Source organism: Thioclava sp. JE_KL1 (genome assembly GCF_009296265.1).
Lineage (GTDB): Bacteria > Pseudomonadota > Alphaproteobacteria > Rhodobacterales > Rhodobacteraceae > Thioclava.
Genome location: NZ_WBJS01000005.1, coordinates 338,179 through 363,977, shown reverse-complemented (window position 1 = coordinate 363,977; position 25,799 = coordinate 338,179). Strand labels below are relative to the sequence as shown.

Here is a 25,799-nt window from a genome sequence, read left to right as displayed (position 1 = left end):
GCTGCGCGCAACCTGACGCGCCTTCCCGCGCTACATTGCCCCGGAGCCTGAATGCCCAAACGCCTGCGCCTGACCCGTCGCTTTCCCGTCGCCATGACCAATGACGCCTATCGCAGACTCAACCGCTTCGCGCAGGAGGCGGAAATCACGCCCGACGAGGCACTGACCTTCCTGTTCGAGCATTTCAACTCCGTCACCCACGAGGAAAATCTCAACCACCGCCTGCGGCTGTTCAAGGCCGAGCTTGGCGAGCGCAAAGCCTGATTTCGAAAGGACATCCATGACCCGCCTGTCTCTCGCTTTCGCTGTCGCGTCCCTCGCCCTCTCGACCCTGCCTGCGCTCGCGTTCGACGCCGCCGACCGCAACGCGGTGACGCAGGAAGTCGCGGGCTTCACCAAGGCGGTGGACGAGAAGGATTACTCGGTCTTCTTCGACACGGTGCCGCCGAAGATGATGCAGGCGATCGCGGATCAGACAGGCGTGCCGAAAGAGCAGCTCGAAGAGATCATGCGCAAGCAGATCAACGATGCGATGGCCTCGGTGACGATCGACGATTTCGAGATGAACATCGCCGCGATGAAGACCGGAGAGACGTCTTCGGGCCGGGCCTATGCGCAGATCCCAACCTCGACGGTGATGGAGGTGCCCGATATGGGCAAAGTGCGCTCGACCAATACCACGCTGGCGCTGCAAGACGGCGAGGAATGGTATCTCGTGCGCATCGACAGCCCGGCGCAGATCGCGGTTCTGCGCAAGGTCTATCCCGATTTCGAAGGCATCGAGTTTCCCAAAGGCACGATGGAAGCGGTGCGCTAACCGCACCGCTTCCATCGCTTTTTCCGCGCTTTCCGTTGACGTCCGTTCACCTCTCGCGACGGAACGTCGCTCTCTCCCTCGCGTTGGACGCGACGTCGTGCTGGAATGACGTTGCGGCGAAATGCTCATGAGGGGCTTACGTTCGCGTCACTTAGGGGTCAGATTGGCCCCGTGATCAGGGAGGACCGCAGCGAATGGCGGCACAACTTTATTGCTTCGGAGAGTCTGGCAACGCCTACAAGGCGGCGCTGACGATGGAACTGGCAGGCTACGACTGGGAGCCTGTCTATGTCGATTTCTTCAACGGCGAGGCGCGCAGCGCCGAGTATCAGTCGCTGAACGAAATGGCCGAAGCACCCGTCTTCAAAGAGGGCGATCTGACCCTGTCGCAATCCTGCGTCATCCAGCTTCACATCGCGGAGCAGACCGGCAAATTCCTCGCCGGGGATCGCAACGAGATGCTGCGCTGGATGTTCTGGGACGCGCAAAAGGGCTCGGGCCAGCAAGGCGGCCTGCGCTTCCTGATGAACTTCCTGCCCGAAGAGAAGCGTCCGCAAGAGGCGATCGCCTGGCTCAAGGGCCGCGTGCTGACCGCGATCAAGACGCTGGAAAAGCATATGGACGGCCGCGACTGGGTCGTCGGCGACCAGCCCAGCTTGGCCGATTTCGCCTGCTGCGGCTACCTCTACTACCCCGAGCCCTTCGGGTTCGACCGCAAGGAATTCCCCAATATCGACCGTTGGCTGGACGGCATCGCCGCCCTGCCCGGTTGGAAACACCCCTATGATTTGATGCCCGGCAATCCTTCCGACCGGGCGTGAGGAGGAACCATGACGGAAGCCTATATCTATGACGCAGCCCGCACCCCGCGGGGCAAGGGCCGCAAGGACGGCTCGTTGCACGAGGTCAGCTCGGTCGCGCTGTCGGCGCGGCTGCTGAACGCGGTGGCGGAGCGTAACAACCTCGAAGGCCACGCGGTCGAGGACGTGATCTGGGGCAACGCGACCCAGGTGATGGAGCAGGGCGGCTGCCTTGCACGCTCGGCGGTGCTTCTGTCGGATCTCGACGAGCGCATCCCCGGCCTGTCGATCAACCGCTTCTGCGCGTCGGGCATGGAAGCCGTGAACCTCGCCGCGAACCAGGTGCGCGGCGGCGCGGGCATGGGCTATATCGCAGGCGGCGTCGAGATGATGGGCCGCGTCGCGATGGGCTCGGACGGCGCGGCAATCGCCGTGGACCCGTCGCTCGCGATGAAGACCTACTTCGTCCCGCAGGGCATCTCGGCCGATATCATCGCGACCGAATACGGCTTTAGCCGCGAAGACGTCGACGCGCTCGGCGTGGAATCGCAGCGCCGTGCAGCCGAGGCGATCAAGGAAAACCGTTTCGCGAAATCCATCGTGCCGGTGAAGGACCAGAACGGTCTGACCATCCTCGACCACGACGAATTCCCGCGGGCGGGCACCACCATGGAAAGCCTCGGCGGCCTCAAGCCCTCCTTCAAGGAGATGGGCGAGGTGATGCCGGGCTTCGACAAGGTCGCGATGCTGAAATACCCGCATCTCGATCACATCAACCACGTCCACCACGCGGGCAACTCCTCGGGTATCGTGGACGGTGCCGCCGCCGTGCTGATCGGCAACAAGGAATTCGGTGAGGCGCATGGCCTCAAGCCCCGCGCGCGCATCCGCGCCACCGCGAAGATCGGCACCGATCCGACGATCATGCTGACCGGCCCGGTTCCGGTGACCGAGAAGATCCTCGCCGACTCGGGCATGTCGATCTCGGATATCGACCTGTTCGAGGTGAACGAGGCCTTTGCCGCGGTCGTGCTGCGCTTCATGCAGGCCTTCCAGGTCGATGCCGACAAGGTCAACGTCAATGGCGGCGCGATCGCGCTTGGCCACCCGCTCGGCGCCACCGGCGCGATCATCATCGGCACGCTGCTGGACGAGCTGGAACGCCGCGACCTGAATACCGGTCTGGCCACGCTTTGCGTCGCGTCCGGCATGGGCGCCGCGACCATCATCGAGCGCGTGTGAGGGAGGAACAAATGGCTGATTTCAAATACGAACTTGGCAGCGACGGCGTTGCCGTCATCACTTGGGACGTGCCCGAGAAGTCGATGAACGTGATGAGCATGGAGGGCTTCGCGCTCCTCGACAGTTTCATCGACAAGGCGCTGGCGGATGACAAATGCAAAGGTGTCGTCATCACCTCCGGCAAGCCCGATTTCGCGGGCGGCATGGACCTCAACGTCATCGCGCAGATGCGCGAAGGCGGCGCTCAGGCGATCTTCGACGGCGTGATGCAGATGCACCACGTCCTGCGCAAGATCGAGCGTGCCGGCATGGACCCGAAGACCAACAAGGGCGGCAAGCCGATCGCGACCGCGATCCCCGGCACCGCGCTCGGCATCGGTCTGGAACTGCCGCTGTCGACGCACCGCACCTTTGTCGCGGACAATCCGAAGGCGAAGATCGGCCTGCCCGAGATCATGGTCGGCATCTTCCCCGGCGGCGGCGGCACCACCCGTGTCTCGCGCAAGCTCGGTGCGATGGCGGCGGCGCCCTTCCTGCTGGAAGGCAAGCTCTCGGACCCCAAGAAGGCGAAAGCCGCAGGCCTGATCGACGAGGTCGTCGAGGATCCGCTGGCCGCCGCGAAGGAATGGGTGCTGAACGCCAAAGACGCCGATCTGGTGAAACCGTGGGACGCGAAGGGCTTCAAGATGCCCGGCGGCGCGCCCTATCACCCGGCGGGCTTCATGACCTTCGTGGGTGCCTCCGCGATGGTGCATGGCAAGACCGCAGGCGTCTATCCGGCGGCCAAGGCGCTTCTGTCGGCGGTCTATGAAGGCGCGCTCGTGCCCTTCGATCAGGCGATCAAGATCGAGGCGCGCTGGTTCACCAATGTGCTGCTGAACCCGTCGTCGACCTCGATGATCCGCTCGCTCTTCATCAACAAGGGCGCGCTGGAGAAGGGCGCGAACCGTCCCGACGTGTCGGACCAGAAGGTGAAGAAGGTCGGCATCCTCGGCGCGGGCATGATGGGCGCAGGTATCGCCTATGTCTCGGCCAAGGCCGGTATCGAGGTCGTGCTGATCGACAACAGCCAGGAGGCCGCCGATCGCGGGAAATCCTATTCCGAGGGCATCCTCGACAAGGGTATCTCGCGCAAGAAGGTCACCGAAGAGGGCAAGGCGAAGACGCTCGGCCTGATCAAAGCGACCACGGATTACGCCGCCCTTGAGGGTTGCGACCTGATCGTGGAAGCGGTGTTCGAAGATCCGGGCGTCAAAGCCGAGGTCACCAAGAAGGCCGAAGCCGTGATTCCGCAAGACGCGATCTTCGCCACCAACACCTCGACCCTGCCGATCACCGAACTGGCCAAGGCCAGCGCGCGCCCCGAGCAGTTCATCGGCATCCACTTCTTCTCGCCCGTCGACAAGATGATGCTGGTGGAGATCATCAAGGGCGCCGGGACCGGCCCGGTGGCCGTGGCGAAAGCGCTCGATTTCGTGCGCCAGATCCGCAAGACCCCGATCGTGGTCAACGACGCGCGCTTCTTCTACGCCAACCGCTGCATCATCCCTTACATCAACGAGGGGATTCGCATGGTGGCCGAGGGGGTGAACCCGACGCTGGTCGAGCACGCCGCCACCATGGTCGGCATGCCGCTGGGGCCGCTGCAGCTGGTGGACGAGACCTCGATCGACCTCGGCGTGAAGATCGCGAAGGCGACCAAGGCGGCGATGGGCGATGCCTATCCCGATGAGGCGGTCGATGATGTGCTGTTCTGGATGGCCGACGAAGGCCGGATGGGTCGCAAGTCGAACGCGGGCTTCTACGACTATGACGAGAAGGGCAAACGCCAGGGTCTGTGGGAAGGTCTCGACGCCAAGTTCCCGCGCGCCGACGAGCAGCCCGACGTCCATCACGTGCAGCATCGCCTGCTGATGGCGCAGGTGCTGGAAGCGGTCCGTGCCTTCGAGCAGGGCGTGCTGGAAGACATCCGCGAGGGTGACGTGGGCGCGATCCTCGGCTGGGGCTTCGCCCCGTGGTCGGGTGGCCCGTTCAGCTGGCTCGACATCCTCGGTGCCGGCAAGGCCGTCACGATCTGCGAGGCACTCACCGCGCAATACGGTCCGCGCTTCGAGGCCCCGGCCCTGCTGCGCGACATCGCAGCCTCGGGCGAGACCTTCTACGGTCGCTACGGCGAAGGTCAGGCCGCGAAAGCCGCCTGATCCGAGAGCGCCAGAGAAACCAGAACGCCGGGACCGAAAGGCCCCGGCGTTTTTCTATGGCCGGGAGGCACTTCAACGCCCGCCTCCCACCTGTCTCCAAGACAAAGGAAAACGCCGCACCCTGGTCATGGGTGCGGCGTTCGGCCTGTCAGTTGATCAGGAGGGAATCAGGCCGGGCTATCACTCTGCCGCGTAAGCGTGCGCGGTCAGATCTTCGTCGATGAGCCCTGCAACGATCGAGCGTGCCATTTCAAGCGACAGCGTCTCGTAGTTCGGGCCTGCATCATCGTCGAAGAGTGCTTCGAGCCGGTGGCTGTTGATCGAACCGCAATGGACCATGCCAGAACCATTCGCGTAGACGATCTCCTCCTCCTCAAACTCCAGCACGATCACGTCGATCGGACGGTGGGGTGTAATCCGATCGATCCCACGATAGCCTTCAAGAGCAGAGGCGGGGATTACGGCGAAGGGGTCACCGTAAATTGCCTCAGCCATGTCGCTTTCCACCATCATGTTCTGTTCAGGCAAAAGCAGCATCGGGGTTTTGTTGCCCAACGCGCCGACCGGCACGGCGAGCGGCTTGCGATGGTCCGGGCAACGCCCGTGACCGAGCCAGAGTTGAGTTCGCTTGACGTCCACGACGGGACGCAGGCCACTGTCGAAGGTCATGACCATGTCACCGACCGCAATTGCTTCCACCGGGCGCCAGCCCATAGCGGTCGCGATTCGCGTTCCGGCAACGATCCCCGAAGCAGCCCCGTTATCGAGCACTCGCCCGGAGGTTGCGCCCGCCAGAGCGGAATCAAAGGCGCAATCGTCGTTCCAAGTCGTCGTTGCACTGCGGGTCATGTCGGTCTTCCTTCTGAAAGTCGGCGAGGCCATTTCTTCGTCCTACCTAGATCAATTGATTCCTGGGGAGTTTCCGGGGCCGAAAGGTGACCGAAATGTGGCAAACCTATACTTTCGGACAGTAAGTTGCTCACGGACCCGTGATTGACCTATCTTTTTGGATAGGGGTTCGCGCGTTTGACCTATCTTTTTGGATAGGGGTGCGCTCACAGACCCGTGAGAATCGCCCAAATTGCGTCGCAAATTGCAATTGCGCGAAAATTTAGAATCGGTAACCGAACCGCGCGATGTCCTCGGCACAGAGTTTCGAAACCACTTCAGCGTCGAAATCTGAAAAATACCCGCGCCAGTTGCGCTTCCGCTCGGAGATGTTGCATCTCGCGAGGGGAGTCACGGAAAACCCGAGATGTGACGCGAGGGGGGCGGCATCGGCCTCTACATCTTCGAGGCGAATATAAAGGTCGCAAGTCTCCTCCCCGTCCGGCAGCCGCATGTAGCTGCCATAGGGGGCCGCCGCGAGCGAGGCTTGCGTGTGCGGATGGTTAAGGAAGTCCGAAAAGCTCAGCGACTTTGCTAACGCCACGGCGGGATGCGCCATCCGCTGCTCGCGCAACCAATGGTAGTAGCTGACGACCCGGTCCCACGGGTTCCGCACCAGCGTGAAGGTGAAATAGGCGCGCGCCTCATCTTCGCTATAGAGCCCCAGCCCGTCGCTCAGCGTGGAATGCTTCCAAAGCCGCCCCCGGGTCTCGCGTCCCTCCAGCCTGCGTTTGCGCCGCCGCGCCTTGGGCGTGTCGCCGATCAGCAGGTCATCCGCCATCGCGCGGTTCTCCAACGAGAGCGTCAGCGCCGTGCCCCCCGTCTTCGGGATATGAACGAAGATGTAGCGACGGCCATGCGAAACGATCATGCGCGCGACACTAGCTGTGACGAAAGATGACGCAAACCCTCTTTCCTTTCGCGCGATGCCGCCTGAAGATGCCCGGACAATTTACGTGGAGGATTTCATGGGCTGGCTTGCCGACGAGACGGGTCTGGAGAAATGCGCGGCGAATTACGCACCGCTTACACCTTTATCGCACCTCAACCGCGCGCTGGAGGTCTTCCCCGAGCGACCGGCGGTGATCTATGGCAGCCGCTCTTATAATTACGTTGATTACCACGCGCGCGTGAGTCAGCTGGCCTCCGCCCTCAAGGCGCGCGGAGTAAAGCCCGGCGACGTGGTGGCGACAATCCTGCCCAACACCCTGCCCCAGATCGAGGCGCATTTCGGCGTGCCCGCCTGTGGTGCGGTGCTCAATGCGATCAACACGCGGCTCGATGTCGATACAGTCGCCTATATCTTCGAACATGGCGGCGCGAAGGTCGTGCTCTGCGACGTGGCCTTCCTGCCGGTGGCCGAAGAGGCCGTGAAGAAGATGAAAGGCCCCGCACCGCAGATCGTCGAGGTCGCCGACCCCGAGCACGGGTTCGAGCCGACCGGGCATTACCTCGAATACGAGGCGCTGGTGGCCGAGGGCGATCCGATGTTCGCCTGGATCATGCCCGAGGACGAATGGGAGAGCATCGCGCTCAACTACACCTCCGGCACGACCGGCAAGCCCAAGGGCGTCGTCTATCATCACCGGGGCGCCTATCTCTCGACTCAGGCCAACGCGATCTCCTGGCGAATGCAGCTTTATCCGGTGCTGCTGACCATTGTGCCGCTGTTCCATTGCAACTCATGGACCCATAGCTGGATGGTGCCGATGATGGGCGGCACGGTCGTCGGCTGCCGCGATGTGACCGCGAAGAATATCTATGACGCGATCGCCGATCATGGCGTGACGCATTTCGGCGGCGCGCCGATCGTGCTCAACACGATCATCAACGCCAAGGAAGAACACCGCCGCACCTTCGATCACGTGGTGGAGGTCTTCACCGCCGGCGCCCCGCCGCCCGCCTCGACGCTGGCCGCGATCGAGCCGCTGGGCTTCAACGTCACGCAGGTCTACGGGCTGACCGAAACCTACGGCCCCGCGGTGGAATGCACCTGGAAGCCCTCTTGGGAGGGCACCGAGGGCGAGGCGCGTGCCGACCTGAAGGCGCGCACCGGGGTCTCGATGCCGATGCTCGAGAAAGTCACCGTCTACGATCAGGGCAAGGAGGTCGCGCGCGACGCCCAGCATCTGGGCGAGATCGTCTTCCGAGGCAACATGGTCATGAAGGGCTATTTCAAGAACCCGCAAGCCACGCGCGAGGCCTTCGAGGGCGGCGTGTTCCATTCGGGCGACATCGCCTTCATGCATCCCGACGGCTACATCAAGATCACCGACCGCGCGAAGGACATCATCATCTCGGGCGGCGAGAACGTCTCCTCGGTCGAGGTGGAGGGCGTGATCTGTGCCCATCCGGCGGTGTCGCTCGCCTCGGTCGTGGCCAAGCCGGACGAGACCTGGGGCGAAGTGCCCTGCGCCTTCGTCGAGCTGAAGGAGGGCAAGGAGGCGACCGAAGAAGAACTGATCAAGTTCTGCCGCGCGCGGCTCGCAGGCTTCAAGACGCCTAAGCGTGTGATCTTCTCGGAACTGCCGAAAACCTCGACCGGAAAGATCCAGAAATTCGAGCTGCGAGCGGTCGCCAAACTGCTCGACGCGTAGGTCTACTTACTACGCGCGCGCCCGCGCGCGAGGGGCGCGCGTGAAATGCTCAGCTTTCGCTCTCGGCGCAGTGCTGACGGAAGGCGCGCGACAGCATGTCCAGCTCGGCGCGCAGAAGGTCGATCTCGGCGCGCAGATCGCCCGCCAGCGGCGCGCCCGCGACCAGCGAGAAGCGGTCGATCACCTCGCCATCCGATTTGCGGCAGACGAGGAAGGTCAGCACCCCCTCGCTCAGCAACTCCGTCGGGATCGGCTGCGCGATGCGCCAGTCGCCGGGAGCGCCGCTGACCGACAGCCCTTCGAGCACCTCGCCATGATGACGCACCTCCAGATCGGGCGCCTCTTTCTCATGGCTCACCGCTTCCCAGCGCCCTGCCTTGATCCGCGTGCTGTCCAGCATCCTCGCCTCCGTCACAGTTCGGCGCGCGGGTAGCGCGCGAAGGTGAGATCGCGGATCACCACCTCGTTCATCCGTGGGTTCTCGAAAATCAGATCGACCCACGCCTTTTCCAGCCGCCGCTCGTTCATCCGCGTATAGGCCAGATCGAATTCGACAGAGCGCGCGCCGTCGCCATGGGGCAGTTCGCGCACCAGCTGCTCCGAATTGGGGCCGTGCTTGATGTTGAGGCGGCAGAACACTTCCAGCTCCCGCTCGCAGTCCAGCTGCATCTCCAGCCGGATGAGATGGTTGAGTTGCAGCCCGCCCAGCGCCGCGTCGGGCAGGTCGAGCACCAGTGACAGGAACGACCCTTCGAACCGCAGCACATCGAGCCGCAGCCCGAACGGGGCGAGCGTTTCGCCCGTCGTATTGCGGATCTGGCGCAGCGTGATCTCGGAGCGCGGGCAGTCATGGAACAGGGTGAGGTCATCGCCGAGCTTGTCGCGGCTTTGCGCCCCCGCGATGCCATGCGGATGCGCCTTCACGCGCCACAGCGGCGGACGCCACGCCCAATCGCTGCCCGACGGCTTGCGCACAGAGCTATCGCTGGGAAAGGCCGTCAGCCGCTGCTCGGTCGCGCGCAGCACCGTGTCGACTTCGTTGCGCAGGGCGCGGGCACGTGCGCGCAGACCGCGAAGCCCCTCCGGATCCAATGCAGGGACCTTGGACGCCGCATCGCGCCAGCGCCGCAAGCTGCGTCGCTCGGCAATCCGTTGCAACAGCGATCCGCCGTTCCGTCCTGCCATGTGCTGCCCTTCTTTCCCGCCTGCCGGTGCCACCTGCGGCATCACAGCAGTTATTCCTTATCATCGGGTTGCGAGAAAGGGGGAATTTCCGCACGAACTCATCGCGTTCCGGGGTTTCGGCCGGGAAGGTGACTGCGCGTCGTCTTGAGACGTCAGTTCGCGGCGCGGATCGCGGCGATGAATGTCTCGAGCAATTGCCGCTGCTGGGCATAGCTCATTTCGCCTTCCTTGAGCGGCATCACCGACAGCGCCGTGATCCGCCCGCCAAGGGCCGTGACGCCCCGCAGATAGGTCTTGGCAATCGGCGGTCCGCCCGTGCCGGAGCGATCCTCGACCCGCAGCAGCAGTGTACCATTCGAGATATCGGTGCCCTTGATCGTCACGTCAGCGGCTTCGCCCGAGCGCGACAGCGCCGCGCGCCCGATTTCGGAATGGAAGAAATCGCCGATCTTCTTGAGCCGGTCCTGCGACAGCTTGCCGGAGCCATCCTCCAAGGCGGGCGGCCCGACCGTAACGCTCAGCAGCGCGGGCTCGGGTGCATGGGCATCCTCGGCATTGCCCGAGATCGCCGCGCAATTGCCAAAGAGCGCAAAGCCCCCCGCGCCGGAATTGCGCAGGCTTTTCGGATCGACGCACCAGCCTTTCGGCGCCGCCACCGTCAACGCGCCATTGGCCAGCGTGGTGCGAGCCTTGGCGACCTGCGCCGTGCCGAAGGCTGTCGGCTGGCAGGCGGCCAGCAAACCGGTCATCCCCAGCGCGAGGGCGAGGGGCTTCAAAAGACGTGACGAGCGGTGTCCGACAGCAAAAATCATGCGCTTGGAGATAGCCTCGGGGCGCTCATCGCGCAAGTCTGCCGGGTTTCGCCGCATTGCGGCTGCGCGGGGTTCAGCCCAACGCGATCCGGCGCGCCGCAGCCGCGCCGTCGTCCGGATCGTGGCTGACCATGAGGCACGGGATACGCTCGGCCTGAAGATGCTGCAGCGTGAAACTGCGGATCTCGGCCCGCAACTCTGCATCGAGCGCGGCGAAGGGCTCGTCGATCAGCACCGCACGGGGCCGCGCCAGCAGCGTACGCATCAACGCCACGCGGGTGCGCTGCCCGCCCGACAGCGTCGCCGGATCGCGATCCGCCATGCCTGCAAGCCCGGCCTGTTCCAGCGCGGCCTCCACCGCCGCGTGCCGGGCGACCTTGCCCTTCACCTGCGCCGACAGACCGAAGGCCAGATTGTCGCCGACCGAGAGATGTGGGAACAGCTGCGCCTGCTGGAACAGCATCCCGATGCCGCGCCTCTCAGCGGGGAGCTGCGTGACGCTTTCGCCATCGAGCCGGACATCCCCCGAAGCCGTGAACCCCCGCGGCAGATGGCCCCCGATATGGGCGAGCAGGCTCGACTTGCCGATCCCGGAGGGCCCCATCAGGCAGACGGTCTCTCCGGGCGCCACGACCAGCGACAGCGGAGCGAAGAGCGGCGCGGAGGCGTCGGACGCGGTCAGGCTCAGATCGATCAGTTCCAGGCTCATGCCACTCCTCCGCGCAAGCCGCGCCGGTTGCGATGCCACCATGCCGGGACCGCGAGCGCCAGCGCGAAACCTACCCATGGCAGCGCCGCCTGCATCAGCGCAAGGATCGCGGCCAGCCGCCGGTCCGCCCCCGAGGCCAGCGCCACGGCTTCAGTCGCCAGCGCCTGAACGCGCCCCGCGCCGGGCAGCAGAACGGCCAGATATTGCGCGACCGACACCGCGACCCCGATCGCCGCCGCCGCACAGATCGGACCCAGCAGCATCGGCAGCTTGATCCGCAGAAGGCGCCGCGTCGGCCCGGCCCCGAGGCTCGCCGCACTGGCGAGATGCGCCCGGTCGAGCGCGCGCCACGGCCCGGCCAGCGCGATCATTACATAGGGAAAGACGAAGAGCAGTTCGGCCCATGTCACCGCGACCGGCCCCGGCGGCAGACCGAGCCAGAGAAACCCGGTGGTCAGACCTTGCAGAAACCCGATCTGCGGCAGCAAGAGCGGCAGGACGATCAGCGCGCCCAGCGGCAGGCGTTTGCCGGAGCGATCCTCGCTTTCCAGCCAGAGCATCGCGAGGATCAGCGCCAGCACGGTCGAGACAAGCGCAAGCGTCAGGCTGGTCAGCGCGGGCCCCGCCCAGTCGGCGCTCGCCCAGCGTTTGAAGGTCAGATCAGCGGGCAGCGCATCGGGAAAACGCCAGAAGCTCGCGAGGCTCCAGAGGATCAGCGCACCGAGCGATCCGAGCGCGAGCGTACCGCCCGCCCCGATCAGGCCAGCACCGCTCCAGTTCCGCCGCGACACGCCGCGATGCCCCGTCCGGATCAGCGCCTTGCCGAGCCTTGCCACCGCGCGCTCGCCGACCATCCACAGCGCCGCGCTCGCCCCCATCACGGCCAGCAAGATCACCGCCAGCGCCGAGGCGGGCACCGCCTGCGCGGGATCGGGCGCGCCGTAGAGCCGCAGGATGCGCACCGCCAGCGTCGGCGGGTTCGACGGCCCGAGGATCAGCGCCATGTCGACGACCGACAGCGAGAAGGCCAGCACGATCAGCACCGGCAACCGCAGCGCCGGGTAAAGCTGCGGCCAGACGATCCGCACCCAGACGCGGCCCGGCGCATAGCCAAGCGCCCGGCCCGCCGCCATCTGCTCCGCCACCGGGCGCTGCGCGGCGGCCACCAGCGTCATCAGGGTCAGGAACGGTACCTCTTTCAGCATCAGCCCGAGGATCAGCGACAGCCCCCACGGATCGCCCAGCGTCACGATCTGCGGCGGCAGATCCCAGCCGGTCGCCCAGGGCGAAACCAGCCGCGCCGCCCAGCCCGAGGGTGCGATCAGAAAGGCCAGCCCGATCGCCAGCGCCGCATGGGGCACTGCCAGCAGCGGCGTCAGCCAGCGCGACGCCGATTGCCGCGTCACCAGCCAGCGCGCCAGCGGGATCGAGGCCGCGAGAGACAGCAGCGCCGCGCCGATCCCCGTCACCAGCGTCAGCCGCAGCGAGGTGAGGATACCCGGTGCGGCCAGCGCCTCAGTGAAGCCCTCCCAGCCCAGCGCGACGCGCCCCAGCCCCGGCTGCCAGCCGAATCCGGTCGCCAGCGTCAGCGCCGCACCGAGCAGTACCGGCGCGCCGATCACCAGCGTCAGGATCGCCCCGGCGAGCCGCATCAAACCCTCACTTCGTGTAGCGCTGCGCCCAGTCCTCGGTGAGCTTGGTCATCCAGCTCGGATGCGGCTCGGGGAGCGTCGGCCCGAGATCGTCCAGCGTCGGCAGCGCGGGCGCGGTGGGCAGGTCCGCGAAAGCCTGTTTCGCATCGGCATCCAGCTTCGCCGGATCGAGCACCGAGAAACTGCCGAGCACACGGATATCCTGCATATGCGCCTGCGTGGCCGGATCGAGCAGGAAATTCGCGACCAGCTCCGCCCCCGCCTGATGCGCGGCATTATAGGGAATCGCAACGTAGGAGATATTCCCGATCGTGCCACCTTCGGGCACCCAGACGCGGACCGAGGGCGGCAGCACACCCTGCTCGATCATCGCGGCGGGCGCGGCCGGATCGAAGAACATCGCGAAATCGACCTCGCCATCGGCCAGCAGTTGCGCCTGCGCGCTCTCATTCTCGGGGAAGGATTTGCCTTCACGCCACATCAGCGGGCGCAGCGCATCATACCACGCCCAGAGCGGCGCGGTTTCCTTGGCATAGGCCTCGTCCGTCACGGGCTGCGACAGCGCCGCCGGATCGGGCGCCAGCTCGACCAGCGCCTGCTTGAGGAAGCTCGCCCCCATGAAATTCGAAGGGTTGGGATGGGTGAAGCGGCCCGGATGCGCCTTTGCCCAGTCCAGCAGCCCCGCCATATCCTTCGGCGGATCGCTCACTCGCTCCGCATCATAGGCGAAGGCGAATTTCGCGAGCCGCCACGGGCTCTCGTACCCTTCCGTCGGGACGGTGAAATCGGTCGTCGCCGCCGAGCCTTCGGACAGGTCGAGATATTTCGCATTGGGCAGATCGGAAACGAACGGCCCATGCAGCAAGCCCGCCTCTTTCATCGCCAGAAAATTCGGCCCGTTGATCCAGATAAGGTCAACCGCGCCGCCGTCATTCTTACCCGCCGCCTTCTCGGCCTGAACGCGCGAGACAGCCTCGGCGGTGTCGGACAGCTTCACCTGCTCGACCGTGACGCCGTATTTCTCCTGCATCTGGTCGGACACCCAATCGATGAACGCATTGGTACGCGGATCGCCGCCCCAGGCGTTGAAATAGACCGTCTGGCCCTTCGCCTCGGCCTGCGTCTGCGCCCAATCGGCGAAGGCGGGGGATGCGAGCGGCAGCGCGACGGCGAGGGCGACAAACAGGGATTTCATACTCTCTCCAATTTCAGGAAAACGCCCGCCAGCCCATCAGCCAGCGGGTCACGGTGGTCACGAAACAGGCGGCGGCGAAGAGGCCCGCGAGGATCGGGAAGACCTGCGGAAACAGGCAAATCGCCGAGAAGAACAGGATCGTCTCGGCCCCTTCGGTCAGCCCGCCGAGGTAGTAGATGCCCTTGGTCGGATAGGCATCGGTGCTCATCCCGCGCTTGGCGGCGATGGAGGCGAAGGCGAGAAAGCTTGACCCGGTGCCGACGAAGGCCGCGATCAGGATGGCAGCGGCCAGCGCGTTGCGCGCAGGATCGGCCAGCGCGAAGCCCACCGGGATCAGCGCGTAGAACAGGAAATCGAGTGCGATATCGAGGAACGCCCCGCGATCGGTCGGCCCCTTGATCCGCGCGATGGCCCCGTCGAGCCCGTCCGCGACGCGGTTGATGAGGATCAGCGCCAGCGCCAGCCAATAGGCGTGGAACGCAAGCGCCGGGATCGCCAGAAGACCCAGTGCGAAACCCGCCACCGTCACCTGATCGGCACGGATACCGCGCGCGGCCAGCGCCTCGGCGGGGGGCTGCATCATGGCACGTTGCAGCGGCAGGAGAGCAGCGTCGATCATCCGCGCCTCCAGGTCATGAAGCGCTCGGCGATCCGCAGCGTGCGCGGGTTCACATGGGTCTGTCGCCAGCGCCCGGCGGCGTTCTTCGCGGCCTCGGACCAGCTGGGATAGATATGCGGCGTCGAGAGGATCTTGCCCAAGCCCAGCCCGTGCCGCATCGCCAGCGCGAATTCTGCCAACACCTCGGCGGCATGTGCCCCGCAGACCGTGGCACCAAGGATCTTGTCGGAACCTTTCGCTGTGACGATCCGCACGAAGCCCTGCCCCGCCCCTTCGGCAAGCGCGCGGTCGAGATCGCCCAGCGGATAGGTCGTGACTTCGTGATGCACGCCGTCAGCCTCGGCTTCCGCAGCTGTCATCCCCACCCGCGCCAGTTCGGGCGAGGTGAAGACCGCATGCGGGATCGGCGCGGCATGAGCCTTGAATCGCCAGACGGGGGAGGCCAGCGCATTGGCCGCCGCGATCCAGCCCTGATGACCTGCGGCATTGGTCAGTTGCAACGGCCCCGCCGCATCGCCTGCGGCGTAGATATTGGGCATCAGCGTCTCGAGGTAGTCGTTCGTCTCGATCACCTTGTTCGCCGGAATGCCCAGCTCCTCCAGCCCGAACCCTTCGAGCCGCGCCTTGCGCCCGACCGCGACCAGAAGCGTGTCGAAGCCGAGTTTGGAGCCGTCCTCCAGCTCCAGCCATTTGCTATCATCCTGCCCGAAACGGATCGCCTTCGCGCCGAGCTTCAGGTCGACCCCATCGGCGCGCAAGGCCGCCGCGATGGCGTCCGAGGCTTCGACATCCTCACGGATCAACAGCCGCTCCGCCGCCTCGACCACGGTGACGCCCGCGCCCAGCCGCGCCAGCGCCTGCGCGATCTCGCAGCCGATCGGGCCACCGCCGAGGATCACCATTCTCTCGGGCGGCGCGGGCATCGCGGCAAGCGCCTCCCACAGCGTGTCCGAGGTCAGCGGCTCGACCGATCCGATTCCCTCGATCGGCGGGATCACCGGGGCTGCGCCGGTCGCAAGCACTACCCCGCGCGTCGTCAGGCGCTCATCGCCCACGCACACCGTCCAAGGGTCTTCCAGCCGCGCGTGGCCCTCGATCACCTCGACGCCCAAGCCCTCATAGCGCTCCACGGAATCATTCGGCTCGATCTGCGCGATCACCTCGGAAATCCGATGCGTCACCACGGGCCAATCGACCGAGACATCCGCGCGCACGCCCAGCGCCTCGGAGCCGCGCGCCACGCCAGCAGCCCGAGCCGAGGCGATCAGCGCCTTTGACGGCACGCAGCCGTAATTCAGGCAGTCGCCGCCCATCGGGCCTTCCTGCACCAGCGTCACCTTCGCCTTCGCCTGCGCCGCGACATAGGAGGCCACCAGCCCCGCCGCGCCCGCGCCGATCACGATCAGGTTGCGGTCGAACTTGGCCGGGCGTTCATAGCCGCGATAGGCCCGCTTGCGTGCCCAGACCCGCAGCGCCGCGCGCGCCACCCACGGAAACACCGCCAGCGCCGCGAAGGCCCCGAGCAGCCCCGGCGAGACGATCCCCGACAGGCTGTCCAGATCGCCCAGTTGCGCGCCCGCCGCGACATAGACGGCGGTGCCGGGCAGCATGCCGAGCTGCGAGACGGCATAGAATTTCCATGCTTTCATCCGGGTCAGCCCGAAGGCGAGGTTGATCACGAAGAACGGCACGACCGGGATCAGCCGCAGCGAGAACAGGTAGAACTCGCCGTCGCGCGCCGCCCCTTTCTCGATCTTCGCGAGCCGCGGGCCAAGCCGTCCGCGCACCCAGTCGCGCATCAGATAGCGCGCGACCAGAAAGGCCAGCAGCGCCCCGATGGAAGACGCGAAAGAGATCAGCACCAGCCCCTGCCAGAACCCCAAAAGCGCGGCACCCAGCAGCGTCAGCCAGACCGCGAAGGGCAGCGACAGCGCCGTCACCACGACGTAAGTGACGAAGAACCCGATGGGCAGCGCCAGCGGATGCGCCTCGCGCCATGCGGCGAGGCTGTCGCGCAGCGCGCGCAGCCGCTCGGGGTCGGGATCGGCCACCAGAAAAGCCGCGATCACCGCCAAAGCGATCAGGCCAAGGAATATCAGAGGTTTGCGCATGGTCCTCCCGTGGGTCACGCCCCAGTGATAGAGGCGATGCGATCTTTCCCCAAGTCGTTTCGCGCGCCGATTTCGTTACGCGCTTTCTCTCGGAGCCGCTATTTGGCACTGTTACGCACAAAACGGAGGCGGGGATGCATTTCATTGCAGTCGATGGCGGAGGCAGCGGGTGCCGGGCGGTGTTTGCCGACGGTTCTGGCCGTGTCATCGGGCGTGGCGAGTCAGGCCCTGCGAATATCGCCTCGGACTATGACGAGGCGCGCCATCACATCTTCACCGCCATCGAAACCGCGATGGGCAACATCGACGCGCGCGAGATTCGCGCGGTGCTCGGGCTGGCGGGGGCGAACCATGCGCCCGCCGCAGAGGCCTTGGCCGCCGAGCTGCCGTTTCCGGCCCGCGTCTTGCAGGACGTGACGACCTCGGTGCGCGGTGCTCTGGGGCCCGAAGACGGGATCGTCGCGGCCATCGGCACGGGTTCGTTCTTCGCGCGGCAGCTGGACGGTCAGCAACACGCGATCGGTGGCTGGGGCTTGCGGCTGGGCGATGAGGGCTCGGGCGCGTGGATCGGTCGGGCACTGGGCATGCGGGCCGGGCGTGCGCTCGACGGGTTCTGCGCGGTGACGCCGCTTCTGCGCGAGCTGCTCGAAGAGATGGATGGGCGAAACGGGTTGATCGCCTTCAGCCTCGACGCGACCCCCGCAGACTGGGCGCGCTTTGCGCCGCGCATCCTGCAATCGACCGACCCCGCCGCCGTGGCCGTGCGCGATGCAGCGCAAGCCGAGATCCGCGCGGCGATTGCGCTGCTGCAACCCGAGGAACCGCTTCCGGTGACGTGGCTGGGCGGGCTTGGGCAGGGTCTAGCGCTGGGCGACTGGCCGCAACGGGCCGCGAAAGGAAACGCGCTGGACGGCGCCTTGGCATTGGCGATGGAGGATGCGTTTTGGACAAGCTGATCCTGACGGGCGCGCGCGTTTTCGACGGCACCGCCTTCCATGAAAACCATGCGATCGTGCTGGAACAGGGTCGAATTTCGGCGCTGTGTCCGATCGCGGAGATGCCCGAGGGCGAGGTTGTCGAGTTTCCGGGCGGCACGCTCGCGCCCGGTCTCGTCGATCTGCAGGTGAATGGCGGTGGCGGTGTGATGCTCGACGGGCACGCGACTCTCGAGACGATCTCCACCATCTGCGCCGCGCATGCCGCTCTCGGTGCGACCACGATCCTGCCGACGCTGATCACCGATACCCGCGCCGCGACACAGACGGTACTGGCGGCAGGCATCGCCGCCGTGACGCGCGTTCCGGGATTCGGCGGGCTGCATCTGGAGGGCCCGCATCTCGACCCCAAGCGCCCGGGCTGCCATCCGCCCGGCTGCATCCGCCCGCTGGACGAGGAAGACATCGAGACGCTGCTCGAGGCGAAGACCGGGCTGCCCGCGCTGATCATGACGCTCTCACCCGCCAATGCGACGCCCGAGCAGATCGCGCGGCTGTCCGAGGCCGGGATCATCGTCAGCCTCGGCCATTCCGAGTGCAGCTTCGCGGAGGCTCAGGAGGCCATCGCGGCGGGCGCGCGGATGGTCACGCATCTCTTCAACGCGATGAGCCAGCTGGGCAGTCGCGAGCCCGGCCTCGTCGGCGCGGCGCTGTCGCAGCCGGTCTCCGCGGGCCTGATCGCAGATGGCATCCATGTGCATCCCGAGACAATCCGGCTGGCGCTGGCTGCCAAACGGCAGGGCGAGGTCTTCCTCGTCTCCGACGCGATGGCCTGCGCCGGGTCCGATCTGATGGAATTCGATCTCGCAGGCCGCCGAATCCTGCGCCGCGACGGCGCGCTGCGGCTGGAGGATGGCACGCTTGCCGGGGCCGATCTGTCGCTGCCGCAGGCCGTGCGCTTCATGATCGAGACGGTCGGCGTCTCACCGGAACAGGCGCTCGCGATGGCAAGCCGCATCCCGGCAGAGGCGATCGGCGCGCCGGTGGGCCGGATAGCGCCGGGCTTCGCCGGGGATCTGGTGCATTTCGATGACGATTGGCGCCTAACGGAAGTCTGGCAGGGCGGTCAGGCGAAATCCTCCACCGCGTAGCCCTGAATGTAGAGCAGCGCGCTCAGATCGCCGAAGTTGATCCGGATGTCGCATTCCGCCGCAACGGAGGGCTTGGCATGCAGCGCGACGCCCGCACCGGCGAGCTTCAGCATCCCCAGATCGTTCGCCCCATCGCCCACCGCCATGACCTGCGCGTGATCCAGTTTCAGCTTTTCCGAAATTTCCAGCAAAGCCTGAACCTTTGCCTCGCGCCCGAGGATCGGCTGTGAGGGCACGCCCGTCAGCTTGCCATCCTCGACCAGCAGCAGGTTCGCGCGGTTCTCGTCAAACCCAAGCGTCTCCGCCACATAGCCGGTGAACGCCGTGAACCCACCCGAGACCAGTGCGCAATAAGCGCCATTGGCCTTCATCGTCGCCACCAGATCATGCCCGCCCGGCATGAAGCTGATGCGCTTTTCGATTACCTCGGAAATCACGCTCTCGGGCAGACCTTTCAGCAGCCCCACACGCTCGGTCAGCGCGCCCTCGAAGTCCAGCTCGCCATTCATCGCCCGCGCGGTGATCTCTTTCACCCGCTCGCCCACGCCCGCCACATCGGCCAGCTCGTCGATGCATTCCTGCTGGATCATCGTCGAGTCCATATCGGCGAGCAGCATCTGCTTGCGAAGCCCCTCCGTGGGCTGCACGACCAGATCGACGCCGAGCCCCTGCAGGCCCTCCCAGGCCTCCCAACGATTCGACGGCACGCGGTCCACCATGAACTCGGCCGCGACATTCGGGTTGAGCCAACGCGCCGCGCCACCGCCCCATGCACCGCAAAGCGCATCCAGCGTGCCTTGATCCAGATTGGCCTCTTTCGGGTCAGCGATCAGCGTGGCGGTAAACATGCGCGCTCCTTGGGGAATGTCGGTTCAAATGTCGTATCCGTGACCTGATGCGGCGCATTAGACCAAAAATTCTCCTTGCACCAGAGCGGGCGCGAGCGTATCTGCGGCGGCGGGACACCCTTCCCCAACGAAGGGCATATATCTGGAAGGATACCAGCAATGGCTATTCAAGCTCCGGCTACGCGGCCGGCAAACCCGCGTTTTTCTTCGGGCCCCTGCACGAAGATTCCCGGTTTCTCCCTCGACATGCTCAATGACGCGCCGCTGGGCCGTTCGCACCGTGCCGCTATCGGCAAGGCGAAGCTGAAAGAGGCGATCGACACCACCCGCGAAATTCTGGGCGTGCCCGCCGATTATCGCATCGGCATCGTGCCCGCCTCCGACACCGGCGCCGTCGAAATGGCGATGTGGGCGCTGTTGGGCGAGCGCAAGGCGACGATGGTCGCTTGGGAAAGCTTCGGCGCGGGCTGGGTGACCGACGTGGTCAAGCAGCTCAAGATCGAGGCCGAGACGAAGACCGCCGACTATGGCGACATCGTCGATTTCTCCACCATCGACTTCAACACCGACGTGGTTTTCACGTGGAACGGCACCACCTCGGGCGTGCGCGTCCCCAATGGCGATGCGATCCCGGCTGACCGCGAAGGCCTGACCATCTGCGACGCCACCTCGGCCGCTTTCGCGATGGATCTGCCCTGGGACAAGCTCGATGTCACCACCTTCTCCTGGCAGAAAGTGCTGGGCGGCGAAGGCGGTCACGGCGTGCTGATCCTGAGCCCCCGCGCTGTCGAGCGTCTGGAGAACTACTCCCCCGCCTGGCCGCTGCCGAAGATCTTCCGCATGACCAAGGGCGGCAAGCTGAACGAAGGCATCTTCAAGGGTGAGACGATCAACACCCCCTCGATGCTCTGCGTCGAAGATTACCTCGTTTCGCTGAACTGGGCGAAATCGGTGGGCGGGCTGAAAGGCCTGATCGACCGCGCCGATGCCAACGCCAAGGTCGTCTGGGATTTCTGCGCTGAAAAGCCGTGGATCGCGAACCTCGCCAATGATCCGGCGACCGCGTCGACCACCTCGGTCTGCGTGAAGTTCACTGACGATCGCATCAAGGACGGCGCAGCCTTCGCCAAGGCCGTCGCCAAGCGGCTCGAGGCCGAAGGCGTGGGCCTCGATCTCGGCGCTTATCGCGACGCCCCGGCGGGCCTGCGCATCTGGTGCGGCTCGACCGTCGAGACGGCGGATGTCGAGGCGCTGATGCCTTGGGTCGAATACGCCTTCGAGGCCGAGATCGCCGCACAAGCGTGATCCGTGACAGATTGGCGGGCCTCCGGGCCCGTCCTTTCCCGATATTCTGAAAATTCAAGGAGCCCAGAAAATGGCCCCCAAGGTTCTCGTCTCCGACAAGCTCTCGGAAACCGCCGTCCAGATCTTCCGCGACCGTGGCATCGAGGTCGATTTCGAACCCTCGCTCGGCAAGGACAAGGAAAAGCTCGCCGAGGTGATCGGCAAGTATGACGGTCTCGCCATCCGCTCGGCCACCAAGGTCACGGCGAAACTGCTCGAAAGCGCGACCAACCTGAAAGTCGTCGGCCGCGCCGGTATCGGCACCGACAACGTCGACAAGGAAGCCTCGAGCAAGAAAGGCGTGATCGTGATGAACACGCCCTTCGGCAACATGATCACCACCGCCGAGCACGCCATCGCGATGATGTTCGCCGTTGCGCGCCAAATCCCCGAAGCCGATGCCTCGACGCAGGCTGGCAAATGGGAGAAGTCGAAATTCATGGGGGTCGAGCTGACCGCCAAGATCCTCGGCGTGATCGGTGCGGGCAATATCGGTGGCATCGTCTGCGACCGCGCGCGTGGCCTGAAGATGAAGGTCGTGGCCTATGACCCCTTCCTGAGCGAAGAGAAGGCGGCCAACATGGGCGTCGAGAAGGTCGAGCTGGACGAACTGCTGCGTCGCGCCGATTTCATCACGCTGCACGTGCCGCTGACGGATTCGACCCGCAACATCCTCTCGAAGGAAAACCTGCAGAAAACCAAGCCCGGTGTGCGCATCATCAACTGTGCGCGTGGCGGTCTGGTGGACGAGCAGGCGCTGGCCGATCTCATCAAGTCGGGCCATGTCGCGGGCGCGGCCTTCGACGTCTTCGCCGAGGAACCGGCGACCGATAACGTCCTGTTCGGCCTGCCGAACGTGGTCTGCACGCCGCACCTCGGCGCCTCGACCACCGAAGCGCAGGAGAACGTGGCCCTGCAAGTCGCAGAGCAGATGTCGAACTACCTGCTGGACGGTGCGGTCGAGAACGCGCTCAACATGCCCTCGATGACCGCCGAAGAGGCGAAAGTCATGGGCCCGTGGGTGAAACTCGCGCAGCACCTCGGCGGCTTCATCGGTCAGATGACCGAGGATGCGATCAAGGCGATCAACATCACCTTCGACGGTGTGGCGTCCGAGATGAACCTCAAGGCGCTCGACGCCGCCGTGGTTTCGGGCATCCTGAAAGCCAGCCAGCCGGACGTGAACATGGTCTCCGCCCCGGTCATCGCGAAAGAGCGCGGCATCCAGATCTCGACCACCTCGCAGGACCAGACCGGTATCTTCGAGGGCTACATCAAGGTCACCGTCGTCTCGGAGAGCAAGGAACGCTCGATCGCGGGCACCGTGTTCTCGGATGGCAAGCCGCGCTTCATCCAGATCAAGGGCATCAACATCGACGCCGAAGTGGGCGAGCACATGCTCTACACCACCAATGACGACGTGCCCGGCATCATCGGCAAACTCGGCACGATCCTCGGCGAGAAGGGCGTGAACCTCGCGAACTTCACCCTCGGTCGCTCCAAGCAAGGCGGCGAGGCGATCGCGATCGCCTATGTCGACGAGGCCGTCGGCCAGGACGTGGTCGACGCGCTGAAAACCTCGGGCGGCTTCAAGCAGGTCAAACCGCTGGAATTCGTTCTCGGCTGATCTAGCTGAACGGTTGAATCCGGGCCCTCCGCCGCGCGCGGGGGGCCTTTTCATTGGAAGGGACAGGCATGCGCACCTATGCGATCGGCGACATTCACGGACATCTCGACAAGCTCAAGCGCGCGCATGAGCTGATCGCGGCGGATCGCGCGGCATGCGGCGAGACAGAGGCCCCGATCGTGCATGTCGGCGATCTGGTCGATCGCGGGCCGGACTCTGCCGGGGTGATCGACTACCTGATGAAAGGTCAGCAGCGCGGCGAGAACTGGATCGTGCTGCGCGGCAATCACGACAGGATGTTCCTCGGCTTCCTAGACGATCCCTATACCGAAGACCCGATCCTGAGCGCGGAGGTCTCCTATCTCAACCCGCGCGTCGGCGGCGAGGCAACGCTGGAAAGCTACGGCATCGAGAACGCGTTCACCCGGCCGCTCGACGAGGTCGCAAAGGAACTATCGGCGATCCCGCAGGCCCATCGCGACTGGCTCGCGGGACAGCCCGCCTATTTCCCCCGCGGCGAGGCGATCTTCGTTCATGCGGGTATTCGCCCCGGCGTGGCGATGGAGGATCAGGTGGAGGATGACCTGCTGTGGATCCGCAAGCCCTTCCTGACCGATCCGCGCGACCACGGCGCGCTGATCGTGCATGGCCATACAAACATCAAGGCGGCCACCCATTACGGTAACCGCCTCAATCTCGATTCCGGCGCGGGCTATGGTCACCCGCTCTCGACCGCAGTCATCGAAGGCCGCGACGCGTGGCTTCTGACGCCCGAGGGTCGGGCCGAGCTGCCGCGCGGCTGAGCGTTACCGCGGCTCGAAATAGTCGAGCGGGATTTTCAGGTAGGATCGCCCGTCCCCCTCGGCCTCGGGCTTGCGCCCGCCGCGGATATTCACCTGCAAGGCGGCCAGCATCAGCTTCGGCAGCGGCAGGGTCGCATCACGCGCTTCACGCGTCTGGATGTACTCCTCGCGGGTGATGCCGTCCTTGACGTGCTTGTTGTGCTTGCGGTGATCGGCGACGGTCGCGCCGGTCTGCGGCTCCTTGCCCTCGCCGGGATAGTCGTGCCCGATGAACAGCCGCGTCTCGGCGGGCAGATCGAGGATCGCCCGGATCGAATCCCACAGCTCGGCCGCAGAGCCGCCCGGGAAATCCGCCCGGCTCGTGCCGCTTTCGGGCTGCATCAGCGTGTCATGCACGAAGGCTGCATCGCCCACGACATAGGTGATCGAGGCCAGCGTATGCCCGGTCGAGAGCATCACCGTCACATCGAGATTGCCGATCCTGAACGTCTCGCCCTCGGCGAACAGGTGATCCCATTGCCGCCCGTCCTGCGGCAGCTCGGGCGTGTTGTAAATCTCGGCCCAGAGGCTTTGCACCTTGCGCACGCGCTCGCCGATGCCGCGCTTCGCGCCCAGTTTCTCGGCCAGCCAGACGGCGGAAGAAAAGTGGTCGGCATGGGGATGCGTATCGAGCACCCACTCCACGTCGATCCCCTCGGCCTTCACGTAATCGAGGATTTTCTCGGCGTTGCCCAGCGTCGTGGCGCCTACCTGATGGTCGTAATCCCAGACCGGATCGACCACGGCCCCCTTCATCGTATCGGGGTCGTGAAAGACGTATTGCCAGCTTCCGGTGGGTTTATCCCAGAACCCTTTGACGATCGGGTTGGCAGTCATGTCGGCCTCCTAGTCATATTCGTTTTCCAGAATGTGTTCCCTCAGCCGAGAGTTTCAACCCACCGCCCGGCCAAATGACGTCTCGTCATAACCGCGTGGCCCTGCTGGCGCGGGATCAGCCCATTCGCTACCCTCGCGCCGACCCAAACATTGGAGGCTACCCATGACCGGTATCGTCATTCTCTCCGGCACCCGCACGCCTATCGGCACGTTCGGCGGCACGCTGTCCGGCTTCGCGCCGATCGACCTCGCCACCCATGTCTCGAAAGAGGCGATCTCGCGGGCGGGCGTCTCGGCGGACAAGATCGGTCAGGTGGTCTTCGGCCATATCATCAACACCGAACCGCGCGACATGTATCTCAGCCGCGTGGCGGCGGTGAATGCAGGCGTCCCGGTCGGTACGCCCGCGATGAACGTGAACCGCCTTTGCGGCTCCGGCGTGCAGGCGGTCATCTCGGCGGCGCAGATGCTGACGATGGGCGATGCCGATTTCGCGCTGGCCGGCGGCGCCGAGGTGATGAGCAAATCGCCCTATATCCTGCCCGCTGCCCGCTTCGGCCAGAAGATGGGCGACGCGAAGATGCTCGACATGATGACCGGCGCGCTGTCGTGCCCCTTCGGCACCGGCCATATGGGCGTGACCGCCGAGAAAGTGGCCGCCGAGTGTTCGATCTCGCGCGAAGAGCAGGACGCCTTCGCGATGGAAAGCCAGGAGCGCGCGGCGAAAGCGATCTCGGAGGGTCACTTCAAGGAAGAGATCGCCCCCGTCGAGATCACCACGCGCAAGGGCACGACCGTCTTCGACACCGACGAGCACCCGAAACAGACGAGCCTCGAAAAGCTCGGCTCGCTCAAGCCGGTCTTCCAGAAGGACGGCTCGGTCACGGCGGGCAACGCCTCGGGCATCAATGACGGTGCGGCGGCGCTGGTTCTGGCCCGCGAAGAGGCCGCGAAAGAGGCAGGCCTGACGCCGCGCGCCAAGATCACCGGCTACGCCATCGCGGGCGTCCGCCCCGAGGTGATGGGCCTCGGGCCGATCCCCGCCGTGCGCGCGCTGCTGGAAAAGACCGGCATGCAGGCCTCCGATTTCGACTGGATCGAGAGCAACGAAGCCTTCGCCTCGCAGGCGCTGGCCGTCTCGCGCGAGCTGGGTCTGGATACGTCGAAGGTGAACCCCGATGGCGGTGCGATCGCGCTCGGCCATCCGGTCGGCGCGACCGGCGCGATCCTGATCGTGAAGGCGCTGCACGCGCTGGAGCGCACCGGCGGCAAGCACGGCCTCGTCACCATGTGCATCGGCGGCGGTCAAGGCATCGCGCTCTCGATCGAGCGTCTCTGAGACCCATCTCTGAGGGTCAAGCGGGTGGGCAATCCATAGCAATTTAAG

24 protein-coding genes are annotated in these 25,799 nt (G+C 65.4%); 12 read left to right on the top strand and 12 right to left on the bottom strand.

Translation table 11 applies throughout. The features are described from left to right. Positions 1-51 precede the first annotated feature (51 nt). The 5 genes from F8R15_RS11790 (at position 52) to F8R15_RS11770 (ending at position 5,060) form a co-directional block, all read left to right on the top strand. Positions 52-264: a hypothetical protein gene (locus F8R15_RS11790; protein WP_078522325.1), complete on the top strand. Its 213-nt coding sequence runs from the start codon at positions 52-54 to the stop codon at positions 262-264. A 16-nt stretch (positions 265-280) separates the two neighbouring features. Beyond that, positions 281-817, top strand: coding sequence for a hypothetical protein (locus F8R15_RS11785; RefSeq protein WP_152844702.1), 537 nt, complete (start codon positions 281-283; stop codon positions 815-817). A 194-nt stretch (positions 818-1,011) separates the two neighbouring features. Then, positions 1,012-1,638 carry a glutathione S-transferase family protein gene (locus F8R15_RS11780; protein WP_152844701.1) on the top strand — a complete coding sequence of 209 codons (627 nt, stop codon included), beginning with the start codon at positions 1,012-1,014 and terminating at the stop codon, positions 1,636-1,638. Between the two features lie 9 nt (positions 1,639-1,647). Further along, the gene (locus F8R15_RS11775) at positions 1,648-2,859 is read left to right on the top strand and encodes an acetyl-CoA C-acetyltransferase (protein ID WP_078522322.1); all 1,212 of its coding nucleotides are present in this window, start codon (positions 1,648-1,650) and stop codon (positions 2,857-2,859) included. An 11-nt stretch (positions 2,860-2,870) separates the two neighbouring features. Next, positions 2,871-5,060, top strand: a complete 2,190-nt coding sequence (locus F8R15_RS11770; RefSeq protein WP_152844700.1) for a 3-hydroxyacyl-CoA dehydrogenase NAD-binding domain-containing protein — start codon at positions 2,871-2,873, stop codon at positions 5,058-5,060. 180 nt (positions 5,061-5,240) lie between these two features. Here the strand turns inward: F8R15_RS11770 and F8R15_RS11765 are convergent, their stop codons facing one another. After that, positions 5,241-5,942 (bottom strand): Hint domain-containing protein, encoded by a 702-nt coding sequence (locus tag F8R15_RS11765; protein ID WP_078522320.1) that lies wholly within the window; start codon positions 5,940-5,942, stop codon positions 5,241-5,243. A 229-nt stretch (positions 5,943-6,171) separates the two neighbouring features. Beyond that, on the bottom strand, positions 6,172-6,819 hold the full coding sequence (locus tag F8R15_RS11760; protein WP_152844699.1) for a sulfotransferase family 2 domain-containing protein: 648 nt from the start codon (positions 6,817-6,819) through the stop codon (positions 6,172-6,174). A 97-nt stretch (positions 6,820-6,916) separates the two neighbouring features. Between F8R15_RS11760 and F8R15_RS11755 the strand changes: the two genes are divergently transcribed. Further along, positions 6,917-8,545 carry an AMP-binding protein gene (locus F8R15_RS11755; protein ID WP_152844698.1) on the top strand — a complete coding sequence of 543 codons (1,629 nt, stop codon included), beginning with the start codon at positions 6,917-6,919 and terminating at the stop codon, positions 8,543-8,545. 49 nt (positions 8,546-8,594) lie between these two features. Here F8R15_RS11755 and F8R15_RS11750 read toward each other — a convergent pair whose 3' ends face one another. The 8 genes from F8R15_RS11750 to F8R15_RS11715 all read right to left on the bottom strand — a co-directional run bounded on the left by F8R15_RS11750 (position 8,595) and on the right by F8R15_RS11715 (position 16,828). Then, positions 8,595-8,945: a hypothetical protein gene (locus F8R15_RS11750; protein ID WP_152844697.1), complete on the bottom strand. Its 351-nt coding sequence runs from the start codon at positions 8,943-8,945 to the stop codon at positions 8,595-8,597. A gap of 11 nt (positions 8,946-8,956) precedes the next feature. Further along, positions 8,957-9,730 carry a DUF6478 family protein gene (locus F8R15_RS11745; RefSeq protein WP_152844696.1) on the bottom strand — a complete coding sequence of 258 codons (774 nt, stop codon included), beginning with the start codon at positions 9,728-9,730 and terminating at the stop codon, positions 8,957-8,959. A 152-nt stretch (positions 9,731-9,882) separates the two neighbouring features. Continuing rightward, positions 9,883-10,479 (bottom strand): hypothetical protein, encoded by a 597-nt coding sequence (locus F8R15_RS11740; protein WP_152844695.1) that lies wholly within the window; start codon positions 10,477-10,479, stop codon positions 9,883-9,885. A gap of 136 nt (positions 10,480-10,615) precedes the next feature. Further along, positions 10,616-11,251 (bottom strand): ATP-binding cassette domain-containing protein, encoded by a 636-nt coding sequence (locus F8R15_RS11735; RefSeq protein WP_152844694.1) that lies wholly within the window; start codon positions 11,249-11,251, stop codon positions 10,616-10,618. Beyond that, positions 11,248-12,903 carry an ABC transporter permease gene (locus F8R15_RS11730; RefSeq protein ID WP_152844693.1) on the bottom strand — a complete coding sequence of 552 codons (1,656 nt, stop codon included), beginning with the start codon at positions 12,901-12,903 and terminating at the stop codon, positions 11,248-11,250. Before F8R15_RS11730 ends, F8R15_RS11735 begins: the two co-directional genes overlap by 4 nt. A gap of 7 nt (positions 12,904-12,910) precedes the next feature. Then, positions 12,911-14,098: an ABC transporter substrate-binding protein gene (locus tag F8R15_RS11725; protein WP_152844692.1), complete on the bottom strand. Its 1,188-nt coding sequence runs from the start codon at positions 14,096-14,098 to the stop codon at positions 12,911-12,913. Positions 14,099-14,111: 13 nt separating this feature from the next. After that, the gene (locus tag F8R15_RS11720) at positions 14,112-14,717 is read right to left on the bottom strand and encodes a CDP-alcohol phosphatidyltransferase family protein (protein ID WP_152844691.1); all 606 of its coding nucleotides are present in this window, start codon (positions 14,715-14,717) and stop codon (positions 14,112-14,114) included. Continuing rightward, positions 14,714-16,828 (bottom strand): FAD-dependent oxidoreductase, encoded by a 2,115-nt coding sequence (locus F8R15_RS11715; RefSeq protein WP_152844690.1) that lies wholly within the window; start codon positions 16,826-16,828, stop codon positions 14,714-14,716. The genes F8R15_RS11720 and F8R15_RS11715 overlap by 4 nt, the downstream gene beginning before the upstream one ends. 134 nt (positions 16,829-16,962) lie before the next feature. Here F8R15_RS11715 and F8R15_RS11710 point away from each other — a divergent pair, with 134 nt between their 5' ends. Together F8R15_RS11710 and nagA are read left to right on the top strand one after the other, a co-directional pair. Beyond that, positions 16,963-17,784, top strand: a complete 822-nt coding sequence (locus F8R15_RS11710) for a BadF/BadG/BcrA/BcrD ATPase family protein (protein ID WP_152844689.1) — start codon at positions 16,963-16,965, stop codon at positions 17,782-17,784. Next, positions 17,772-18,914, top strand: a complete 1,143-nt coding sequence (gene nagA, locus F8R15_RS11705) for an N-acetylglucosamine-6-phosphate deacetylase (protein WP_152844688.1) — start codon at positions 17,772-17,774, stop codon at positions 18,912-18,914. Before F8R15_RS11710 ends, nagA begins: the two co-directional genes overlap by 13 nt. Here the strand turns inward: nagA and serB are convergent. Next, entirely contained in the window at positions 18,890-19,762 is an 873-nt protein-coding gene (gene serB / locus F8R15_RS11700) for a phosphoserine phosphatase SerB (protein WP_152844687.1), read from the bottom strand. The two genes, nagA and serB, sit on opposite strands and share 25 nt — an antisense overlap. Before the next feature lie 159 nt (positions 19,763-19,921). On the opposite strand from serB, the gene F8R15_RS11695 reads away from it, so the two are divergent. The 3 genes from F8R15_RS11695 to F8R15_RS11685 all read left to right on the top strand — a co-directional run bounded on the left by F8R15_RS11695 (position 19,922) and on the right by F8R15_RS11685 (position 23,536). Next, complete coding sequence (locus F8R15_RS11695; RefSeq protein WP_152844686.1) at positions 19,922-21,067, top strand: phosphoserine transaminase; 1,146 nt, start codon at positions 19,922-19,924, stop codon at positions 21,065-21,067. Positions 21,068-21,137: 70 nt separating this feature from the next. Then, on the top strand, positions 21,138-22,733 hold the full coding sequence (serA, locus tag F8R15_RS11690; protein ID WP_152844685.1) for a phosphoglycerate dehydrogenase: 1,596 nt from the start codon (positions 21,138-21,140) through the stop codon (positions 22,731-22,733). A 68-nt stretch (positions 22,734-22,801) separates the two neighbouring features. Continuing rightward, on the top strand, positions 22,802-23,536 hold the full coding sequence (locus F8R15_RS11685) for a metallophosphoesterase family protein (RefSeq protein WP_152844684.1): 735 nt from the start codon (positions 22,802-22,804) through the stop codon (positions 23,534-23,536). A gap of 3 nt (positions 23,537-23,539) precedes the next feature. Here F8R15_RS11685 and F8R15_RS11680 read toward each other — a convergent pair whose 3' ends face one another. Continuing rightward, positions 23,540-24,412 carry an MBL fold metallo-hydrolase gene (locus F8R15_RS11680; RefSeq protein WP_152844683.1) on the bottom strand — a complete coding sequence of 291 codons (873 nt, stop codon included), beginning with the start codon at positions 24,410-24,412 and terminating at the stop codon, positions 23,540-23,542. Between the two features lie 163 nt (positions 24,413-24,575). Here F8R15_RS11680 and F8R15_RS11675 point away from each other — a divergent pair, with 163 nt between their 5' ends. Then, on the top strand, positions 24,576-25,751 hold the full coding sequence (locus tag F8R15_RS11675) for an acetyl-CoA C-acyltransferase family protein (protein WP_152844682.1): 1,176 nt from the start codon (positions 24,576-24,578) through the stop codon (positions 25,749-25,751). Positions 25,752-25,799: the final 48 nt, after the last annotated feature.

Excerpts from the sequence above, each read along its gene's own strand:
- F8R15_RS11790 (WP_078522325.1), top strand. The coding sequence starts at position 52 with ATGCCCAAACGCCTGCGCCTGACCCGTCGCTTTCCCGTCGCCATGACC.
- F8R15_RS11785 (WP_152844702.1), top strand. The coding sequence starts at position 281 with ATGACCCGCCTGTCTCTCGCTTTCGCTGTCGCGTCCCTCGCCCTCTCG.
- F8R15_RS11780 (WP_152844701.1), top strand. The coding sequence starts at position 1,012 with ATGGCGGCACAACTTTATTGCTTCGGAGAGTCTGGCAACGCCTACAAG.
- F8R15_RS11775 (WP_078522322.1), top strand. The coding sequence starts at position 1,648 with ATGACGGAAGCCTATATCTATGACGCAGCCCGCACCCCGCGGGGCAAG.
- F8R15_RS11770 (WP_152844700.1), top strand. The coding sequence starts at position 2,871 with ATGGCTGATTTCAAATACGAACTTGGCAGCGACGGCGTTGCCGTCATC.
- F8R15_RS11765 (WP_078522320.1), bottom strand. The coding sequence starts at position 5,942 with ATGGCCTCGCCGACTTTCAGAAGGAAGACCGACATGACCCGCAGTGCA.
- F8R15_RS11760 (WP_152844699.1), bottom strand. The coding sequence starts at position 6,819 with ATGATCGTTTCGCATGGCCGTCGCTACATCTTCGTTCATATCCCGAAG.
- F8R15_RS11755 (WP_152844698.1), top strand. The coding sequence starts at position 6,917 with ATGGGCTGGCTTGCCGACGAGACGGGTCTGGAGAAATGCGCGGCGAAT.
- F8R15_RS11750 (WP_152844697.1), bottom strand. The coding sequence starts at position 8,945 with ATGCTGGACAGCACGCGGATCAAGGCAGGGCGCTGGGAAGCGGTGAGC.
- F8R15_RS11745 (WP_152844696.1), bottom strand. The coding sequence starts at position 9,730 with ATGGCAGGACGGAACGGCGGATCGCTGTTGCAACGGATTGCCGAGCGA.
- F8R15_RS11740 (WP_152844695.1), bottom strand. The coding sequence starts at position 10,479 with ATGACCGGTTTGCTGGCCGCCTGCCAGCCGACAGCCTTCGGCACGGCG.
- F8R15_RS11735 (WP_152844694.1), bottom strand. The coding sequence starts at position 11,251 with ATGAGCCTGGAACTGATCGATCTGAGCCTGACCGCGTCCGACGCCTCC.
- F8R15_RS11730 (WP_152844693.1), bottom strand. The coding sequence starts at position 12,903 with ATGCGGCTCGCCGGGGCGATCCTGACGCTGGTGATCGGCGCGCCGGTA.
- F8R15_RS11725 (WP_152844692.1), bottom strand. The coding sequence starts at position 14,098 with ATGAAATCCCTGTTTGTCGCCCTCGCCGTCGCGCTGCCGCTCGCATCC.
- F8R15_RS11720 (WP_152844691.1), bottom strand. The coding sequence starts at position 14,717 with ATGATCGACGCTGCTCTCCTGCCGCTGCAACGTGCCATGATGCAGCCC.
- F8R15_RS11715 (WP_152844690.1), bottom strand. The coding sequence starts at position 16,828 with ATGCGCAAACCTCTGATATTCCTTGGCCTGATCGCTTTGGCGGTGATC.
- F8R15_RS11710 (WP_152844689.1), top strand. The coding sequence starts at position 16,963 with ATGCATTTCATTGCAGTCGATGGCGGAGGCAGCGGGTGCCGGGCGGTG.
- serB (WP_152844687.1), bottom strand. The coding sequence starts at position 19,762 with ATGTTTACCGCCACGCTGATCGCTGACCCGAAAGAGGCCAATCTGGAT.
- F8R15_RS11695 (WP_152844686.1), top strand. The coding sequence starts at position 19,922 with ATGGCTATTCAAGCTCCGGCTACGCGGCCGGCAAACCCGCGTTTTTCT.
- serA (WP_152844685.1), top strand. The coding sequence starts at position 21,138 with ATGGCCCCCAAGGTTCTCGTCTCCGACAAGCTCTCGGAAACCGCCGTC.
- F8R15_RS11685 (WP_152844684.1), top strand. The coding sequence starts at position 22,802 with ATGCGCACCTATGCGATCGGCGACATTCACGGACATCTCGACAAGCTC.
- F8R15_RS11680 (WP_152844683.1), bottom strand. The coding sequence starts at position 24,412 with ATGACTGCCAACCCGATCGTCAAAGGGTTCTGGGATAAACCCACCGGA.
- F8R15_RS11675 (WP_152844682.1), top strand. The coding sequence starts at position 24,576 with ATGACCGGTATCGTCATTCTCTCCGGCACCCGCACGCCTATCGGCACG.